The following is an 18,486-nucleotide window of genomic DNA, read 5'->3' as shown; positions in this document are numbered from 1 at the left end:
TGGTTTCCAAATACCCCAAGACCCCACTTACTTTTGGAGCATACGAGACCATGACACCAGCAAGCACGCAGCAGCAACTGGACCTCACCGGCCAGTGGAGCCTCACCTGGCAGGGCGGCCCCGACGAGTCGCCGGATTACGCCCGTTCAGGGAAACCGCTGTCCGCCACTGTTCCGGGACAGGTTCACACGGACCTGATGGCGGCAGGACTGCTGCAGGATCCCGACGCCGGCTTCGGAGAACTCGAGCAATACTGGATCGGGCATTCCACATGGACCTATTCCCGGACCTTTATCTGGAACAGCACAGACCGGAGCGGCACACAACGGAACAGCACAGACCCGAAAACACCCGGCGTCCGCACCGAGCTCGTCGCCGACGGACTGGACACCATCGCCGTCGTCCGCCTGAACGGACAGGAAGTCGCCCGAACCGCTGACCAGCACGTGGCCTGGCGCTGGGATGTCGGCCACCTCCTAGTGGAGGGGGAGAACGTCCTGGACATTACCTTCGGGTCCGCCTGGGACGCGGCGCACGAGTGCGAGAGCGTTGTGGGCGAACTCCCGCGGCCCTATGCCGAACCGTATCCCTACCTCCGCAAGAGCGCCTGCAACTTTGGCTGGGATTGGGGACCGCACTACATCACCGCCGGAATCTGGCAGCCCATCCGCCTGGAAACCTGGTCTGCGGCACGGATCGATTCGATTCGCCCCAGCGTCACGTTGAAGGGGACTGAAACGGCCGCCGTTCACGTCACCGTCGGCGTCGAACTCGCCGAAGCGGCAGAGGGGCTGACCCTGGCTGCAGTGCTGACCGACCCGGAGGGCAACGAAGCCGCCCGCACCAGCGTGCCGCTGACGGCAACCGGTGACACCTCATTCGACCTCTCGGTTCCCGAGCCCCGGCTGTGGTGGCCCGCCGGGCTGGGCGGCCAGCCGCTGTATACGCTCACGGTTGAGGCGGCGCACGACGGCGAAGCGCTGGCTTCCAGCCGGCGCCGGCTGGGGCTGCGGACGGTCAGCATCGATGAAAGCCCTGATGAAGCGGGCACGGGCTGGGCCATCGTGGTCAATGGCCGCCGGATCAGGGTCCGCGGCTACAACTGGATTCCCGAGGATCCGTTTATTGCCGAAGTCACTGCGGACCGGCTCGGCCAGCGGCTGGACCAGGCGGTCGACGGCGGGGCCAACCTGCTGCGCGTCTGGGGCGGCGGATACTTCTCCACCGAAGCGTTCATGGACGGCTGCGACGAACGCGGCCTCATGGTGTGGCATGACTTTCTCTTTGCCTGCAGCGCCTATGACGAGTCACCTGACATGATCGACAGCGTCACCCGGGAAGCCGAGCAGGCCGTGGCCCGGCTGTCCGCCCATCCAAGCCTGGTCCTCTGGTGCGGAGGCAACGAATGCGTGTGGGGCGACTTCGACTGGGGCTGGCGTGAGGTCCTGCAGGGCCGCCCCTGGGGTGCGAAGTTCTACACCGAGATCCTTCCGGAGATCATCAACCGGGTGGATCCCGGCCTGCCCTATCTGCCCAACAGCCCGTGGTCCGGTTCCCTGGAGGTGCACCCCAACAATCCCGAAAGCGGTCCGGTGCATATCTGGACCGTCTGGAACGACGTCGACTACGTCCACTACCGGGACGTGAACCCGGCTTTTGTCTCCGAAATGGGCTGGTGCGCGCCGCCGGCCTGGAGCACCCTGCGCGCAGCCGTCACGGAGGGCGACCTGGTGCCCGATAACCCGCAGGTTGCCCATCACATGCGGGCGGACAGGGGAATGGAAAAGCTGGCCCGCGGTTTGGCGCCCTATTTCGGCACGCCGGAGACGGCGGAGGACTGGCACTACCTGACCCAGGTGGTCCAGGCCCGCAGCCAAAGCGCCGGCGCGGAATGGCTGCGCTCCCGCGAACGCTGTGCCGGTGTGGTGATCTGGCAGCTCAACGACTGCTGGCCGGTGCTCAGCTGGTCCGCAGTCGACAACGCCGGCATTGAAAAACCCGTCTGGTTTGGACTGCGCCGCTCCTTCGCCCCGCAGCTGCTGACCATCGTTCCGCGGATTCCCGGCGGCACGGAGGATCCCACCGGAACGGGCGGGCTGGAACTTGTTGCCGTCAACGACGGATGGGCCCCCTGGTCCACCGAGGTGCGGGTACGGCGGCTGCGCACGGACGGCACCGAGGTGTCGACCGTTTCTCTGCGGCTGGACACGCCGCCTGATGCGACGTCCCGCCTGGTGCTCGACGACGAACTCGCGTCAGCGGTCCACGGCACCGAAGAGTTCCTGGTCGCCGACTACACGGTGCCCGGCCACGGGCCGGATGACGGGCCAAGTGCCGGGCCCACTGCTGAGCGGCGGGCGTTGTGGAACTTTGTTCCCGATGCTGTGATTGATGCTGCTGCGCCCCGCTTCGAGTCGTCGGTGAAGCTGTCCGGCGGCAATCTCCTGGTGACCGTTTCCGCCCGGACCCTCCTGCGGGATGTCTGCCTCTTTGCCGACCGCCTGGCTGATGAGCTTGAGGTGCCGGCATCCCTGCTGCAGGTGGATGACATGATGCAAACCGTCCTGCCGGGTGAGAGCATCACCTTCACGGTTTCCCGCCGCGACGGTGCGGCACTGTCTGCGGCACCGGTGTCTGCCGGTTCCTGGCCTGTGCTGCGCTGCATCGGAGATTCTGCAGCCACTAATTCGGCCGGCGATGATGGTGCTCTCGCAGATGCGGGCGCAGATGCCGCCGCAGACACCGGCACAGCTGCCTTGGCTCAGCCTGCCGGTGCCGCAGGGGAGCACATGTGATTGCCGGAATCGAGACCGGAGGCACCAAGGTCATCTGTGCCGTTGCCGAAACATCGGCCCCGGGGGACATTATTGAGCGGATCCGCATCCCCACCACGTCTCCCGGGGAAACCCTGGGCGCCGTACGGTCCTTCCTGAACCGGCATGCCAACCGCAGCACCCTGGACGCCGTCGGCCTTGCTGCGTTCGGCCCGGTCATTGTGGACAGTTCCTCACCGTCCTACGGATGGATTACGTCCACACCAAAGCCGGGATGGCGCAACACCGACGTCCCCCGGGCGCTGGGACTGGGGGACTCGGTACCGCTGCAGGTGGTCACGGACGTAACGGGCGCAGCCATAGGGGAGCAGCGGGCCGGGGCGGGAATCGGATTTCGCAATGTTGCCTATGTGACGGTGGGGACGGGAATCGGTGCGGGCTTCGCCTCGGACGGTCTGCCGTTCCTCAAGCGCAGCCATCCGGAAATGGGACACCAGCTGCTCCGGCGCTACCCCGGAGATGACTTTCCCGGAACCTGTCCCTTTCACGGAGACTGTGCTGAAGGCCTGGCCTCCGGACCGGCTGTCCTGGGGAGGTGGGGCCGCCCCGGAGAGCTGCTGGATGCCGGTGCCAGAGCCGAAGCAGTGCCTGTGCTGGCGTATTACCTTGCCCAGCTGCTCGCTGCGGTGACCTATGCGGTGGCCCCGGACCGCATCATCCTGGGCGGGGGCGTCGTGCGGATCCCCGGACTGCTCGATGCCGTCCGGAGCCAGCTCTCCCAGCTTGTCGGCGGAGCGCTCGACGCGCATCCGCTGACCCGGCCGGACAGCGGATACGTCTGCTCCCCGGCTCTGGGTGACGGGGCCGGGGTGCAGGGCGCCCTCTATCTGGCCCGCGGCCTGGTGGAAACGAGATCCCCGCTCACAGCGGCCTGAACCCCTGAGGGGACCTCCCGCATGGATGCAGGGGGTCCCCTCAGTGGGAAAGCTCAGATCGAAGTGCTCAGATCGAAGTGTTCAGATGGAATTGTTCAGGTGGAACTCCTAGGAGGGACGGCTTTCGGGGGTCTGGGTCTTGGCCGGATCGCGTTCGGCGAGGGAACCGACTGCCTCGTCGATCCGGGCCAGGACATCGGATTTGAGTTCCACGCCGGCAGCCTGCACATTGGAGGTGACCTGCTCCGGACGGGACGCGCCGATGATGGCTCCGGCCACGTTCGGGTTCTGCAGCACCCAGGCAACAGCCAGCTGGCCCATGGTGAGCCCTGCCTCCTCGGCAATAGGCTGCAGCTTCTGCACTCCGCTGAGGACGTCGTCGTGCATCCAGCGGCTGATCATCTTTGCGCCGCCCTTCTCATCCGTGGCGCGGCTGCCTGCGGGCAGTTCAGCCCCGGGCTTGTACTTGCCGCTGAGGATGCCCTGTGCCATGGGAGAGAAAACAATCTGGGAAATGCCCAGCTCTTCCGATGCCGGAACCACCTCCGCTTCGATCACGCGCCACAGCATGTTGTACTGCGGCTGGTTGGAGATCAGTGAGAAGCCCATGTCCCGGGCCAGCGCCTGGCCTGCTTTGAGCTGCTCGGCCGTCCACTCGCTGACGCCGATGTACAGGGCCTTGCCCTGCCGCACCACGTCCGCGAAGGCCTGCATGGTTTCTTCCAGCGGAGTTTCGGTGTCATACCGGTGGGCCTGGTAGAGGTCCACGTAGTCGGTCTGCAGGCGCTGCAGGGAGCCGTTGATGGATTCCATGATGTGCTTGCGGGACAGGCCGGAGTCATTGTGCCCCGCGGGGCCGGTGGGCCAGTAGACCTTCGTGAAGATCTCCAGCGATTCCCGGCGCTCGCTCTTCAGGGCGGTCCCGAGGACTGTTTCCGCGGCGGTGTTGGCGTAGGCGTCGGCAGTGTCAAAGGTGCTGACGCCGGCGTCCAGGGCAGCCCGCACGCACTCGGCGGCGACGTCGTTCTCCACCTGGGACCCGTGGGTCAGCCAGTTGCCGTAAATAATTTCGGAGATCTTCAGTCCGCTGTTGCCGAGGTATCTGTGTTCCATAGCTGCGCTTCCTTTGCCCATTATTGTCAGTGACCTAAATCACGTTGGTACAGCTGTAAAGCTAAGCCAGCTTTCCTTTTCCGTCAAAGAGGCGGACGAAACAGGATCCGGCGCCCAGGAGCCGACGGCCCGGGAGCCGAGTTTCAGGCGGGCCGTCGTGCCAGTGCCGCAAGGGGTGGAAGCATGCCGCATACTTGCGGCATGAACAACGGGGACAACATGAACAACGGGGACAACGATTTTCGGACGACGGCCGGCAGCAGGGCAGTTGCGGCACTGCGGCGTGCTCCTGCGGCCGTCGTCGTGTTCCTTTCCGGAGTGCTGATGGCAGTGGTGGTCATCGCTGTGGAAGTAATCCCCGATGGGCAAATTCGCCCGGGCCACCTGGTGGGCGGCGCCTTCTCGGGACTGTGCGTTGCAGGAATGACGCTGTGGCAGATCCGCCGGCACCGGACAGGTGGCCGAAACACGTCCGGCGGGTGATCCTAGGGCGCAGCTTGTCCTGCGGCAGCCGGAGCCTCCTGCCCCAGCCCGGAATGTTCCCCGCGCAGCTGGCGCTTGACGATTTTTCCGCTGGGGTTCTTGGGCAGGGAGTCGGCGATGACCACGTATTTGGGTGTCTTGTAGCCCGCAAGCACGCTGCGGGTGTGGGTCATGACCGCCTCGGGCGTCAGCTCGGCTCCCGGACGCGGCACCACCACGGCGGCTACGGCCTCCACCCAATGCGGATGGGGTACCCCGAAGACAGCAGCCTCGGCCACGCCGTCGAGCAGGTAGATGGCCTCCTCCACCTCACGGCTGGCCACGTTTTCCCCGCCGGTCTTGATCATGTCCTTCTTGCGGTCCACAACGCTGAGGTAACCGGCGTCGTCGAAATAGCCCAGGTCTCCCGAATGGAACCAGCCGTTGGCGAAAGTCTCGGCGGTGCGCTCAGGATCGCGGTAGTAGCCCAGGGTCGCATGGGGACTGCGGTGGACAATCTCGCCCACGGTACCGGCAGGGACAGGGACGTCATTGCCGTCAACCACCGCCGTCTCCACATTCAGGGAGGGGCGGCCCGCTGATCCGGCGTGGGTCAGCTGGTCTTCCGGACCCAGGATGGTGGCCACCGGAGCCATCTCCGTTTGACCGTAGAAGTTCCAGAACCGGACGTTGGGAAGCCGGTCCCGCAGTTCCTTGAGCACCTGCACCGGCATGGCGGATGCACCGTAATAGCCCTTGCGCAGGGAGGACAGGTCCGCGGAATCGAAGTGCGGCGAGCGCAGCAGGGAGATCCAGACTGTGGGCGGGGCAAAGAACTTGGTGACCCGCTCACGTTCGATCGTCGCCAGGACGGCCGCCGGATCCGGAGCCGGAAGGAGAATGCTGGTGGCACCAAGGTAGATGTCCGGGCCCAGAAAGCAGTCCAGCTGGGCGCAGTGGTACAGCGGCAGCGTGTGCAGGTCGACGTCGTCGGAAGTCATGTTTCCGTCCACCACAGCCGAAACGTACTCCCACATCAGTGACCGGCTGGACATCAGCGCACCCTTGGGCCGGGACTCGGTTCCGGAGGTGTACATCAGCCGCACCGGGTCGTCGTCAGCCACGGCAACCGCCGGCGCCGCGCCGTCGTACTCGCACCAGTCCTGCACATTCCCCCACCCGGCCGGCGCGGCACCGGTACCGCTGCAGATGCAGGAACGCACGACGACGGCGTCTGTCGCCGCAGCGTCCATGGCCGCCTCGGCCACCGGCACCAGCGCATCCTGCGCCACAAAAGCAGTGGCGCCGCTGTGGTCCAGGACGTAGGCGATCTCATCGGCTCCGAGCATGAAGTTGATCGGCACCAGCACCACGCCGGCGCGCGCGGTGGCAAAAACCAGGACGGCGTACTGCCAGGTGTTCCGAGAGAGCAGGGCCAGCCGGTCGCCCGGTTCGATGCCCTGCGCGGACAGAGCCGCCGCCGTGTTGGCCACTGCCTGCTCAAATTCGCTGAAGGTCAGGCGGGTGGGGCCGTCCGCAACAGCGGTGCGGTCCGGAAAGCGCAGGGCGCTGCGCCGCGGCAGATCACCCAGGGACTGGCTGCGGGACAGTGCAAGAAGCGGTGCTGCGGACACGCGGAACCTCCGAAGTTGAATGCTTGCCGCTGCCCCACCTTCGGTGCGCCAGCGGACCTGTTGCCACATTCTGTCCCACCGGCGCCCGCAGGGGAAGAATCAAAATGCCCGGTTAGACTGGCCGCCAGTCCCGATCACGGCCCACGCACAAGGAGAAACACCCAATGACGTTCCGCCACCTCACCCTGGAGTACGACGGCGCACTGGCGCGGCTGACGCTGAACCGCCCCAACCAGGCCAACGCCCTGAACCTGGAGCTGGCGGGGGAACTCTGCGCCGCGCTCGCAGAGGCTGAAGCGCGCCCGGACTGCCATGTCCTGGTGCTGCAGGGTGCAGGACGCTTCTTCAGCGCCGGCGGCGACGTGGGTGCCATGGCTGTGGCCGCGAATCAGGGTGGTTTCCTCAAGGAACTTGCAGGCAAGCTGCATGAGGTGATGCTGGGCCTGGCGAAGTCGCGGCTGATCAGCATCGCAGCGGTGGACGGCCCTGCTGCGGGCGCGGGCCTGGGACTTGCGCTGAACGCCGACTTCATTCTGGCCTCGCCCAAGGCGCGGTTCCTGGCCGCCTATGCCGGAGTGGGACTAACCCCCGATTGCGGGGTCTCGTATCTGCTGCCCGAACTGGCCGGCCCGCGGCGGGCGGCAGAGATGTGCCTGGCCGGGCGGACCGCCAGCCACGCCGATGCCCTGGAATGGGGGCTCATCAACGAGCTGGTCCCGTCCGAAGACCTTGCCCTCAGGGCACAGCAGCTGGGGGAGCAGCTGGCAGCGGGATCAGTTGCGGTGCTGGGGCCCACCAAGCGGCTGCTGCGTGCCCGCAGCATCGCCGGTTATGAAGCGCACCTGCAGGAAGAAGCGGCCACCATTGCCTCCATGGCAGGTTCCGCGGATACCCGGGAGCGGATTGCCGCTTTCGCCGCCAAGGCGAGCCGCTAGAGGAGATCGCTGGCGAAGTTATCGGCGGCCGACCACCTGCCGGCAACAGATCAACAGGCGCCGGAGCTGCTTTCACAGCAACTCCGGCGCCTGTTCTGTCAGTGATTTATTGACGGTGCGTCCTGCCTAGGCCTTCTGTACCGTGATGGACCATTCAGCCGGACCGATCTTGGAGAAATCCGTTACCGGATAATTGTTCTCCGCGGCCCAGCGCGGAATGGCGTCGGTGGCCTGGGTGCAGTCGAAGTGAATGACCAGCTCGTCCCCGGCCGCCATGGTAGTCATGGCGTCCTTGGCTTCGACGAGGGGAAACGGGCAGACCTGACCGTTGGTTTCAAGGGTTACCTGTGCCATGGGAAAAGTGTCCTTTCGGGAGTAGTGCTTGGATCTGTTGGGGGAAGCTGTCGGCAGAGGGGTGGAGCTAGGTGCGGGGATGGGGCTAGCCCGCGGGGGTGGAGCTAGCTGCGCGTTGCCGCGGAGACGGAAGCGTTGCGGACTGCGCCCGATCCGGCAGCACCGGATCCGCGTGCGGGCCGGCGGTTCATGATCGTCAGCCGGGCTCCAAGGCCGGTGCCCAGAATCATGAACACCATGGCCGTCCAGCCCTGGAAGCTGAACTGAGCGGTTTCCACCATGGCGTTGCCGATGGTGCAGCCGCCGGCCAGGGCCGCACCAATTCCCATCAGGGCGCCGCCGCTGAGGCTTTTGACCACCGTTGCGGCATCCGGAACGCGGATACGGAATTCACCGCTGCCCTTGGCGGCAATGTAGGAGCCGAGCAGGATCCCGGCCACCAGGAGCACTCCCCAGTCCACGAGTTCGGGATCACCGGTGACCAGGAAGTTCACGGCGTTGGAGGACGGGGTGGTGATGCCCAGCCCGGCTTCGCGTCCCGTGGCCCAGCTCAGCGGCCAGGCGGCGATGGCAATCAAACCAATGACCACTGCGGTGGCAAAGGCATGCCAGGGCTTTTCGAAGAGAAGATGCGCCAGGCCGGTTTTGGAAGCTGGGGGTGCTGCCATCTTGAACCGGGGCTTGTTCAGGTGATGGCGTACGGCCAGTCCAACGCCAACCACCAGCAGGGCCACGAAGATCCAGGGTGAGACGTTCAGGACAGAATAAAAGTTGCTCTGCTCCACCGTCACGGACCTCATGGAGGTGTTGAAACCGGAAAGCGGGCCGGTCTTCATGATTGCGGCAAACAAGGCGTAGGTGATCAGCGCAAGCCAGCTGCCCACCAGGCCCTCACCGGCACGGTAGTAGGTGCCCGTGGCACAGCCGCCCGCCAGGATAATGGCGAAGCCGAAAATAAAGCCGCCAACGATGGTGGCCAGCCACGGAAAGGCGCTGGACTGAAGGGTGATGACACCGGCGGCGTCCAGGGCAAACACGCCCACGCTTTGGACGGCAACAACCACCAGAAAAGCGGTCAGCCAGCGCGTATTGCGTGTCACCCAGATGTCGCGGAAGGCACCGGTGACGCAAAAGCGGCCGCGCTGCATCACAAAGCCCAGGGCCATGCCCACAAAAAGGCCGGAGATAAGCATGGGTGCTCCTTTGAGGCGGATTTGGATACGGGCAAAAATGACCCGCAGCTTCGAAACGCTAAACCCGGGTATCCGGACAGGCCAAAGAAAATAACCCGCTGTGAACGCAGATGAAGCCCCGTGACCAAACAGGAATATCGGGAATGGAAAGGATGTTTAACGCCTCTGCCTAATGCGCCCCCTTTTCCGCCGGCGGGCAAAGCGCAGGGTCCGCCAACCGCCCCGCCGGCATTAGCCCCGCAGCAGGGCCACAGACCTGCCCCTAGTAATTAGTAGGGAGTCCAAGTATGTTTGGCGTCACAGCACCAACGAAGGGCAGGGCATGTTCGAACTCACCGAGGACCAGCGGGCTATCAGGGATATGGTTTCGGAGTTCGCTTCCGATGCTTTGGCGCCCAACGCCGCAAAATGGGATGAAACAAAGCATTTTCCCGTGGATGTCCTGGCCCAGGCCGGAGAACTTGGCATGGGGGCAATCTACGCGTCCGAAGAATACGGCGGATCGGGTCTTTCCCGTTCCGATGCTGTGCTGATCTTTGAAGAACTCTCCAAGGCGGATCCGTCCATTGCCGCCTACATTTCCATTCACAACATGGTGGTGTGGATGATTGACACCTTCGGCAACGCGGACCAGCGTGCCCGCTGGGTGCCGGAGCTGGCCACCATGCAGTCACTGGGAAGTTACTGCCTGACGGAACCCGGTTCGGGTTCGGACGCGGCGGCCCTGGTCACCAAGGCTGAACGCGACGGCGACGACTATGTGCTCAACGGCGTCAAGCAGTTCATCTCCGGCGCGGGGTCCTCCAGTTACTACATCGTCATGGCCCGCACCAGCGGCGCCGGTCCGCGCGGCATCAGCGCCATCGTGGTGCCCGGCGACACCCCCGGGCTCTCCTTCGGCCCGGCCGAGCGCAAGATGGGCTGGAATGCCCAGCCCACCGGCCAGGTAATTTTCACCGACCTGCGGGTTCCGGTGGCCAACCGCCTGGGCGAGGAAGGCGCCGGCTTCGGCATGGCGATGAAAGGCCTGAACGGCGGACGGCTCAACATGGGGGCCTGCTCCCTCGGCGGAGCCCAGGCGGCCCTGGACAAGACCGTGGCATACCTCAAGGAGCGCTCCGCTTTCGGCAAGCCGCTCATCGAACAGTCCTCGCTGCTGTTCCGGCTCGCGGACATGGAAATGGACCTGCAGACTGCCCGCACCATGCTGTGGCGCGGCGCCGATGCGCTGGACCGCGGCGCCCCTGACGTCGTGAAGCTCTGCGCCATCGCCAAGCGCGTGGCCACGGACAACGCGTTCAAGGTGGCCAATGAAGCCCTGCAGCTGCACGGCGGTTACGGCTACCTTTCCGAATACGGGCTGGAAAAAATCGTCCGGGACCTGCGGGTCCACCAAATACTGGAAGGTTCCAACGAAATCATGCAGCTCATTGTGGGCCGGACGCTGGCGGAGGCCTGACATGACCGAGACACCTGTTACGCCCGAGGCTACCGAGCCTGAGGTCCGCCTCGAACGCACCGGCCACCTGGGCCGCATCATCCTGAACCGGCCCCGGGCGATCAATGCGTTGACCGCCAACATGGTCTCCCTCATCAGTGCTGCCCTGGACGAGTGGGAGCACGACGACGGCGTCGCCACCGTTCTGCTCTCCGGTGCCGGAGAGCGGGGGCTGTGCGCGGGCGGTGACATCGTGGCCATCTACCGCGATGCGGGCAACGGCGGTGCCGAATCGGCCCGGTTCTGGGCCGAGGAATACGCGCTGAACGCCCGGATCAGCAGCTATCCCAAACCGTATGTGGCGCTGATGGACGGCATTGTCCTGGGCGGCGGCGTCGGCGTTTCCGCTCACGCCCGGCACCGCGTCGTCACTGAACGCACCAAAGTCGGCATGCCGGAAACCGGCATCGGGTTCGTGCCCGACGTGGGCGGCACCTATCTGCTGTCCCGGGCACCCGGGGAGCTGGGCACCCATGCGGCCCTGACAGCGGGAACCATGACCGGTGCCGATGCCCTGCTCCTGGGCCTGGCGGATATTTACGTGGACAGCTCCCGGCTGGAAGAACTCGCCGCAGCACTGGCACAGAAACCCGTGGAAGAAGTGCTGCAGGACTTCGGCTCGGAGGCTCCCGAGGCCCCTCTCGCCGCAGCCCGCGGCTGGATCGACGCGTGCTACGCACACGAGGACGTGGAGTGCATTGTTGACGCGCTGCTCGCGTCGGAGTCCGCGGATGCGAACGCGGCAGCCGCCGCCGTCCAGGCCAAGTCCCCGTCTGCGCTCAAGGTGACGCTGGCGTCACTGCGCCGGGCACGGGAACTGCCGGACCTGGCAAGCGTCCTGGAACAGGAGTACCGCGTTTCGCTCCGCGCCCTGGCCGCACCCGACTTCGCGGAAGGTGTCCGTGCCCGGGTCATCGACAAGGACCGCAACCCGCAGTGGGAGCCGGCGACGCTGGACGAGGTGCGGCAGGCCGATGTTCAGGCCTACTTTGCGCCGCTGGAGGGCGCCGAACTGCAACTTACCCCCAACCGATCAACCAGCCAGGAGCTTTCATGACATCCGAACAAGGCACCCGGGTCGGTTTTATCGGGCTGGGCAACATGGGCGGCCCCATGGCCGCCAATCTCGTGGCCGCAGGCCACCGCGTCACCGGGTACGACCCCGTCCCGGCTGCGGCCGAGCGGGCAGCAGCCGCCGGCGTGCGCATGGTGGAGACCGCCGATCAGGCAGTCACCGGCACCGACATCGTCATCACCATGCTGCCCACGGGAACGCATGTGCTGAACGTCCTCTCCGGCGACGGCGACACCCTGGGGCTGCTCGCGGCCGCCGGCCCCGACACCCTCTTCATCGAGTGCTCCACCATCTCCGTGGATGACGCCAACACCGCGCACGCCCTCATGCTGGAAACCGGACACCGCGGCCTGGACGCGCCGGTGTCCGGCGGCGTGGTGGGAGCCGAAGCGGGAACCCTGACGTTCATGGTGGGCGGAGCGGAGGAAGACTTTGCCTCGGCCCTGCCCGTGCTTGAAGTGATGGGCGGACGCGTGGTGCACTGCGGCGGGCCCGGAGCCGGGCAGGCAGCAAAAATCTGCAACAACATGATCCTGGGCGTGTCCATGATCGCCGTCAGCGAGGCCTTTGTCCTGGGCGAGGAGCTCGGCCTGACGCATGAGGCGCTGTTCAATGTCGCTTCGGCGGCCTCCGGACAGTGCTGGGCACTGACCACCAACTGTCCGGTCCCCGGTCCGGTCCCCGCGAGCCCGGCGAACCGGGACTACCGGCCGGGATTCGCGGCGGCCCTCATGGCCAAGGACCTGGGCCTGGCCGCCGACGCCCTGGACTCCACCGGTGTGCAGGCAGACCTCGGCCGCCGGGCCGGGGAAATCTTCCGGAACCTGACGGATTCCGGCAGCGGCGGGGAAGACTTTTCAGCCGTCATCAAGACCATCCGCGCCGCCACCGGCGGCGCAGCGGACAGCAGCACTGACAGCAGCAGTGTCAGAAACAACAGTGACACTGCCGGGCAGCAGCCGGCAGGAAAGAGCGGAGCAGCATGAGCGAGTACGAGAACATCCTCCTGGAGCGCAGCGGCCGGGTGGGCATCATCACCCTGAACCGGCCCAAGGCGCTGAACGCGCTGAACTTCGGGATGATGCAGGACGTGGTGGCCGCAGCCACCGACCTGGACAACGATCCGGACATCGGCGCCATCGTGATCACCGGATCCGAACGGGCCTTTGCCGCCGGCGCGGACATCAAGGAAATGTCCGAGAAGACCTACATGGACATGTATCTGGGGAACTGGTTCCGCGGCTGGGACACCCTGGCGGCCGTGCGCACCCCCGTGATCGCCGCCGTCGCCGGCCACGCCCTGGGCGGCGGCTGCGAACTGGCCCTGCTGTGCGACTTCATCATCGCCGCCGACACCGCCAAGTTCGGCCAGCCGGAAATCAAGCTCGGAGTCATTCCCGGAATCGGCGGCTCGCAGCGCCTGACCCGTGCGGTGGGCAAGGCCAAAGCCATGGAAATGATCCTCACCGGCCGGACCATCGGTGCCGAGGAGGCCGAGCGCTCGGGGATGGTTTCCCGCGTGGTGCCGGCCGCGGATCTGCTCGACGACGCCCGTTCCACCGCAGAGACCATCGCCTCCATGTCCGCTCCCGTGGCCATGCTCGGCAAGGAACTCGTGAACGCCGCCTTTGAAACAACGCTGGACTCCGGCATCCGTCTGGAGCGGCGGGTGTTCCACTCCGTATTTGCCCTCGAAGACCAGAAGGAAGGAATGGCTGCGTTCATCGAAAAACGCAAGCCGGACTTCAAGCACCGCTAAGCACCGTTCCCCTCTCCACACATCCCACCCATCCCACCCATTCCACCCAGAGAACGAGGCATCATGACCCAGCTCAACATTCCGGCGGAACCCGCGGCCGGAGCTTCCGAAACGCCCGATTACAGCTCGTTTCTGTCCGGCACGGACCAGCCCATGTGGATCGGCGGGGAACCGGTGGAAGCTGCCTCGGGCTCCTGGCGGGACGTCATGAACCCTGCCAAGCGGGAAACCGTGATTGCCCGGGTTCCGGCCGCAGGCCCCGAGGACGTGGACCGGGCGGTGGCCGCTGCGCGGGAAGCATTCCCGGGCTGGCGCAACGTCCACTTCACGGTCCGGGCACGGGCCCTGTCCCTGATCGCGGATGAGATTGAGTCGCGGGCGGAGGACTTTGCCCGGCTCACGGCGCTGGACACCGGCAACGCCCTGCGCACGCAGGCCCGCCCGGAAGTCACCACGCTGGTGGCGCTGTTCCGTTACTTTGCCGGAATTGCCGGCGAGGTCAAGGGCGTGACGCTGCCGGCCGGCGACGGCCAGCTGCAGTACACCCGGCTGGAACCGCTGGGCGTGGTGGCCTGCATCCTGCCCTGGAACTCGCCGCTGATGATCGCCGGCTTCAAGCTGCCGGCCGCCCTGGCCGCCGGCAATACGGTGATCCTCAAGGCCGCCGACGACGCCCCGCTCACCATCCTGCTGCTGGCCGAGATCTGCTCGCGCCATCTTCCGGCCGGAACCGTCAATGCCCTCACCGGACGCGGAAGCGTCATCGGCGCTGCGCTGGCCGAGCACCCCGGCGTGGATAAGGTTTCCTTCACCGGCTCCACCGAGGTGGGCCGCGGCGTCGCCCGCACCGCCGGGGAACGGCTCGCCCATGTGTCCCTGGAACTCGGCGGAAAGAACCCGTCCATCGTCTTCCCGGATGCCGTGGATGATGACCTGATTGACGGCCTGCTGCTCGCCTCCCGCTTCACCCGCCAGGGACAGAGCTGCACGGCAGGATCCCGGCTGTTCCTGCACGAGGACATCTACGACGAGGTGCTGGAACGGCTCGCTGCCAAGCTCGGCGCCCTGAAGGTGGGCAACCCGCTGGACGAGGCCACCGACATGGGCGCAATCATCAACAACAGCCAGTTCTCCTCCATCAGCGGCTACCTTGAAGACGGCCGCGGATCCATGGACACCATCCTGGGCGGCAGCGTTCCCGCAGAAGGCCCGCTGACCGACGGCTACTTCCACCTGCCCACGATCTTTGGCGGCGGCCGCAACGATTTCCGCCTGGCGCAGGAGGAAATCTTCGGCCCCGTGCTCGTCGCCATTCCGTGGCGCGACACCGAAGACGTCATCCGCATGGCCAATGACTCGCATTACGGACTGGCCGCCTACGTCTGGTCGCACAACTTGGACAACGCGCTGAACACCGCCCACCGGGTCGATGCCGGCTGGGTGCAGGTCAACCAGGGCGGCGGTCAGGTGGTGGGCCAGTCCTACGGCGGCTACAAGCAGAGCGGGATCGGCCGTGAGGTGTCGCTCGAAGGCATGCTGGCCGGATTCACTCAAACCAAGCAGATCAACGTTAAGCTGCGCGGCTGAACCCTGCCGGGCAACTGAGGAATCCATGAGCAAAGGCACCCTGCGCCTTACCCTGGACGGGCCGGTGGCAACGCTGACGCTGTCCAATCCCGGCCGCCGCAATACGCTGACCGCGCACATGTGGCGGGAGTTCGCCGTCGTGCTCGCTCCGCTTGCGGAGGATCCCGGCGTCAAGGCGGTGGTCATCCGCGGAGACGGCGAAGATTTCTCCGCCGGTGCGGACATCTCCGATTTGAAGGCGATCCTGCACAATCCGGACAACGGCCTGCACGACGGCGGCGACGTCACAGCGGGGGAGGAGGCCATTGCGGCGTTCCCCAAACCGGTCATTGCCGCCGTGGACGGGTACTGCCTGGGCGGGGCGTGGCAGGTGGCGGGAGCATGCGACATCCGGCTGGCCTCGGACCGGGCCGTTTTTGGCATCACGCCGGCCAAGATCGGGATTGTGTATCCGCTCTCCGGCATTGAGCGGCTGGTCCGGCTGGCAGGTCCCGGCGCAGCCAAGTACCTGCTGTTCAGCGGCGACTTTGTTCCCGCCGAACAGGCGCTGCGCCTGGGCCTGGTGGAACGGGTGATTGCGCAGGCGGACTTCTGGACCGACGTCGCTGCCTTTGCGCACCGGCTCGCCGGCAGGTCCCAGCTCTCGCTGCAGGCCACGAAAGAGCTGGTGGACATTATTGCGGCCGGCGGGACTCCGGTGGAACTGCCCGGCCTCGAGGCGGCCAGCCGCCGCTGGCAGCACGAGATGGCGGCGGCACCGGATCCGGGGATCGGTGTCCGTGCCTTCCTTGCCAAGGAGGATCCCCGCTTCACCTGGACCGGACCGGTTTTTCCGGACGGAACGGCACCCGCCACCACCGCTGACGACACCAAGCACGAGGAAGAGGCACGATGAACCAGACCAGCGCCACCACTTTGTTCCGGGCAGCCCGGGACGAGCTGCTCGCCCTGTCGGGCAGCTATGAAAAGGCAGTGGAAACCTTCGCCTGGCCGCGGCTGGAGGGATCATTCAACTGGGCGGTGGACTGGTTTGATGCCATGGCCCGCGGCAACTCAGCCTGCGCCCTGTGGATCGTGGAAGAGGACGGATCGGAGCAGAAATACAGCTTCGATGACATGGTCCGCCGGTCCGACCAGGTGGCTGCGTGGCTTTCGGCGTCCGGGGTGCAGCGCGGGGATCCCGTGATGCTGATGCTCGGCAACCAGGTGGAACTGTGGGAGAGCATGCTGGCGGCCATGAAGCTTGGCGCCGTCATCATGCCCACCGCCTCCGCCGCCGGCAGCGCCGACCTCGCGGACCGGATTCTCCGCGGGGGAGCGCGCTGGGTTATCGCCAACGCCGGGGACGCTGCAAAGTTCGACGGCGTCCCCGGGGACTACGGAAAGGTCCTGGTGGGAGGGGGAGCCTTCGACGGAGGTGTGGAGCGCCTGCGGGAGCAGGGCTGGCTGGACTACCGCCAGGCCTATGCTGCCGAACCGGTCCCGCTGCAGACCGTGACGGCTGCCGCTGATCCCCTGCTGTTCTATTTCACGTCGGGAACCACCAGCCGGCCCAAACTGGTGGAACACACGCAGGTGTCCTACCCCGTGGGCCACCTGTCCACGATGTACTTCCTGGGACTGCAGCCCGGAGACATCCACCTGAATATCAGCTCACCGGGCTGGGCCAAGCATGCCTGGAGCAGCTTCTTTGCGCCGTGGAACGCCGAGGCCACGGTCTTCATTTACAACTACGCCCGCTTCCGGCCCGAGGCGCTGCTGGAGCAGATGCACCGGGCCGGAGTCACGAGCCTGTGTGCACCGCCGACTGTCTGGCGGATGATGATCCAGTCCAGCCTGGGGGAGCGCCCGGAACACCTGCGCGAATTGATCGGCGCCGGTGAGCCGCTGAACCCCGAGGTGATTTCCAAAGTCCAAGATGCGTGGGGGCTGTCCATCCGTGACGGGTTTGGGCAAACCGAAACCACGGCGCTGGTGGGGAACACCCCCGGGGCCGACCTGCATCCGGGATCCATGGGCCGTCCGCTGCCGGGCGTTCCGGTGGTTCTGATCGACCCGGCCACCGGACTTCCGGGAGAGGAAGGGGAAATCTGCCTGGACCTCTCCGCGGTGCCGCTGAACCTGATGACCGGATACCGGGGAGATCCGGAACGCACCGAAGCGGCCATGAAGGACGGCTACTTCCACACCGGGGACATGGCTGCCCGGAATGCCGGGGGATACATCACCTATATCGGCCGCACCGATGACGTGTTCAAAGCCTCCGACTACAAGATCAGCCCCTTTGAGCTGGAGAGCGTCCTGATCGAACATCCTGCGGTGGCGGAGGCCGCCGTCGTTCCTGCTCCCGATGAACTGCGGCTGGCAGTGCCCAAAGCCTATGTGGCACTGGCTGACGGGTGGGAGCCCAACCGGAAGACAGCCCTGTCGATCCTGGCGTATGCCCGTGAACATTTGGCCCCCTATCTGCGGGTGCGCCGGCTGGAGTTCCACGAGCTGCCCAAGACGATGTCCGGGAAGATCCGCCGGGTCCAGCTGCGGGCACTGGAGAACGACGGCGGTGCCGTCCGGTCCGGCGTCGAATTCCGGGACGACGAGTTTCCGGAGCTGCGGGGGTGACCGCGACGGCCAAGCCCCTGGCGCAGGATCCGATCGGGCAGGCCCGGCGGCACTGGGAGGAACACGGATGGGGGGACGCAGCGGACGGGATGGCTGCGGTGACTGCCGTGATGCGGACCTCGCAGATCCTGTTCACCCGGGTAGAAACCGTGCTCAAGCCGTTTGGGCTGACCTTTTCCCGGTTCGAACTGCTGGCCCTGCTGAGCTTTACCGCCAGCGGAGCCCTGCCCATGGCCAAGGCGGGGGCCCGGCTCCAGGTGCATCCGACGTCGGTCACCAACACCGTGGACCGGCTGGAACAGGCTGGACTGGCCGAGCGGCGCCCGCATCCTTCCGACGGGCGGACGGTCCTGGTGGAAATCACGCCTGCCGGCAGGGAACTGGTGCCCCTGGCCGCGTCCGCCCTGAACGCGGAAGTGTTTTCCCGGCCGGGGTTCGGACAGCAGGACCTCACAGAGTTGACGGACATCCTGACCCGCTTCCGGCGCCGGGCCGGAGATTTCGATGAATCTGCAGGCGAAGGCGTCCGGATCTGAGGGCGCAGCAAT

Annotated in this window: 16 protein-coding genes; 12 read left to right on the top strand and 4 right to left on the bottom strand. The window is 66.0% G+C overall.

Translation table 11 applies throughout. The features are described from left to right. Positions 1 to 50 precede the first annotated feature (50 nt). Both AC4D2Q_RS11490 and AC4D2Q_RS11485 read left to right on the top strand, forming a co-directional pair. A complete protein-coding gene (locus AC4D2Q_RS11490) occupies positions 51 to 2,795 on the top strand; it encodes a glycoside hydrolase family 2 protein (protein ID WP_490946574.1) in 2,745 nt (914 codons plus the stop codon). Next, positions 2,792 to 3,709 (top strand): ROK family protein, encoded by a 918-nt coding sequence (locus tag AC4D2Q_RS11485; protein ID WP_490946573.1) that lies wholly within the window; start codon positions 2,792 to 2,794, stop codon positions 3,707 to 3,709. Before AC4D2Q_RS11490 ends, AC4D2Q_RS11485 begins: the two co-directional genes overlap by 4 nt. A 108-nt stretch (positions 3,710 to 3,817) precedes the next feature. Here the strand turns inward: AC4D2Q_RS11485 and AC4D2Q_RS11480 are convergent, their stop codons facing one another. Next, positions 3,818 to 4,822: an aldo/keto reductase family protein gene (locus AC4D2Q_RS11480; RefSeq protein ID WP_490946572.1), complete on the bottom strand. Its 1,005-nt coding sequence runs from the start codon at positions 4,820 to 4,822 to the stop codon at positions 3,818 to 3,820. Positions 4,823 to 5,023: 201 nt separating this feature from the next. Here AC4D2Q_RS11480 and AC4D2Q_RS11475 point away from each other — a divergent pair, with 201 nt between their 5' ends. Beyond that, positions 5,024 to 5,305 carry a hypothetical protein gene (locus tag AC4D2Q_RS11475; protein WP_490946571.1) on the top strand — a complete coding sequence of 94 codons (282 nt, stop codon included), beginning with the start codon at positions 5,024 to 5,026 and terminating at the stop codon, positions 5,303 to 5,305. A 2-nt stretch (positions 5,306 to 5,307) separates the two neighbouring features. Here AC4D2Q_RS11475 and AC4D2Q_RS11470 read toward each other — a convergent pair whose 3' ends face one another. Further along, positions 5,308 to 6,918: a fatty acyl-CoA synthetase gene (locus AC4D2Q_RS11470; protein WP_490946570.1), complete on the bottom strand. Its 1,611-nt coding sequence runs from the start codon at positions 6,916 to 6,918 to the stop codon at positions 5,308 to 5,310. A 164-nt stretch (positions 6,919 to 7,082) separates the two neighbouring features. Between AC4D2Q_RS11470 and AC4D2Q_RS11465 the strand changes: the two genes are divergently transcribed. Next, positions 7,083 to 7,853 (top strand): enoyl-CoA hydratase/isomerase family protein, encoded by a 771-nt coding sequence (locus tag AC4D2Q_RS11465; RefSeq protein ID WP_490946569.1) that lies wholly within the window; start codon positions 7,083 to 7,085, stop codon positions 7,851 to 7,853. Positions 7,854 to 7,979: 126 nt separating this feature from the next. Here the strand turns inward: AC4D2Q_RS11465 and AC4D2Q_RS11460 are convergent, their stop codons facing one another. Together AC4D2Q_RS11460 and AC4D2Q_RS11455 are read right to left on the bottom strand one after the other, a co-directional pair. Further along, the gene (locus AC4D2Q_RS11460) at positions 7,980 to 8,207 is read right to left on the bottom strand and encodes a sulfurtransferase TusA family protein (protein ID WP_400928864.1); all 228 of its coding nucleotides are present in this window, start codon (positions 8,205 to 8,207) and stop codon (positions 7,980 to 7,982) included. A gap of 104 nt (positions 8,208 to 8,311) precedes the next feature. Beyond that, entirely contained in the window at positions 8,312 to 9,400 is a 1,089-nt protein-coding gene (locus AC4D2Q_RS11455; RefSeq protein ID WP_490946568.1) for a YeeE/YedE family protein, read from the bottom strand. A 322-nt stretch (positions 9,401 to 9,722) separates the two neighbouring features. Here AC4D2Q_RS11455 and AC4D2Q_RS11450 point away from each other — a divergent pair, with 322 nt between their 5' ends. The 8 genes from AC4D2Q_RS11450 to AC4D2Q_RS11415 all read left to right on the top strand — a co-directional run bounded on the left by AC4D2Q_RS11450 (position 9,723) and on the right by AC4D2Q_RS11415 (position 18,474). Then, the gene (locus AC4D2Q_RS11450) at positions 9,723 to 10,859 is read left to right on the top strand and encodes an acyl-CoA dehydrogenase family protein (RefSeq protein ID WP_490946567.1); all 1,137 of its coding nucleotides are present in this window, start codon (positions 9,723 to 9,725) and stop codon (positions 10,857 to 10,859) included. Between the two features lies 1 nt (position 10,860). Then, positions 10,861 to 11,955: an enoyl-CoA hydratase/isomerase family protein gene (locus AC4D2Q_RS11445; RefSeq protein WP_490946566.1), complete on the top strand. Its 1,095-nt coding sequence runs from the start codon at positions 10,861 to 10,863 to the stop codon at positions 11,953 to 11,955. Further along, positions 11,952 to 12,959: a 3-hydroxyisobutyrate dehydrogenase gene (mmsB, locus tag AC4D2Q_RS11440; protein ID WP_490946565.1), complete on the top strand. Its 1,008-nt coding sequence runs from the start codon at positions 11,952 to 11,954 to the stop codon at positions 12,957 to 12,959. The genes AC4D2Q_RS11445 and mmsB overlap by 4 nt, the downstream gene beginning before the upstream one ends. Further along, the gene (locus AC4D2Q_RS11435) at positions 12,956 to 13,732 is read left to right on the top strand and encodes an enoyl-CoA hydratase (protein WP_490925583.1); all 777 of its coding nucleotides are present in this window, start codon (positions 12,956 to 12,958) and stop codon (positions 13,730 to 13,732) included. The genes mmsB and AC4D2Q_RS11435 overlap by 4 nt, the downstream gene beginning before the upstream one ends. 63 nt (positions 13,733 to 13,795) lie before the next feature. After that, a complete protein-coding gene (locus AC4D2Q_RS11430) occupies positions 13,796 to 15,319 on the top strand; it encodes an aldehyde dehydrogenase family protein (RefSeq protein WP_490946564.1) in 1,524 nt (507 codons plus the stop codon). A 25-nt stretch (positions 15,320 to 15,344) separates the two neighbouring features. After that, a complete protein-coding gene (locus AC4D2Q_RS11425) occupies positions 15,345 to 16,214 on the top strand; it encodes an enoyl-CoA hydratase/isomerase family protein (RefSeq protein ID WP_490946563.1) in 870 nt (289 codons plus the stop codon). Then, positions 16,211 to 17,938, top strand: coding sequence for an AMP-binding protein (locus tag AC4D2Q_RS11420; RefSeq protein ID WP_490946562.1), 1,728 nt, complete (start codon positions 16,211 to 16,213; stop codon positions 17,936 to 17,938). Before AC4D2Q_RS11425 ends, AC4D2Q_RS11420 begins: the two co-directional genes overlap by 4 nt. Beyond that, positions 17,935 to 18,474 (top strand): MarR family winged helix-turn-helix transcriptional regulator, encoded by a 540-nt coding sequence (locus AC4D2Q_RS11415; RefSeq protein ID WP_490946561.1) that lies wholly within the window; start codon positions 17,935 to 17,937, stop codon positions 18,472 to 18,474. The genes AC4D2Q_RS11420 and AC4D2Q_RS11415 overlap by 4 nt, the downstream gene beginning before the upstream one ends. Positions 18,475 to 18,486 lie beyond the last annotated feature (12 nt).

This window comes from Arthrobacter sp. TJ-178, from assembly GCF_058269275.1.
The sequence above is the reverse complement of the archived record's forward strand: the minus strand, read 5'-3'. Positions and strand labels throughout refer to the sequence as shown.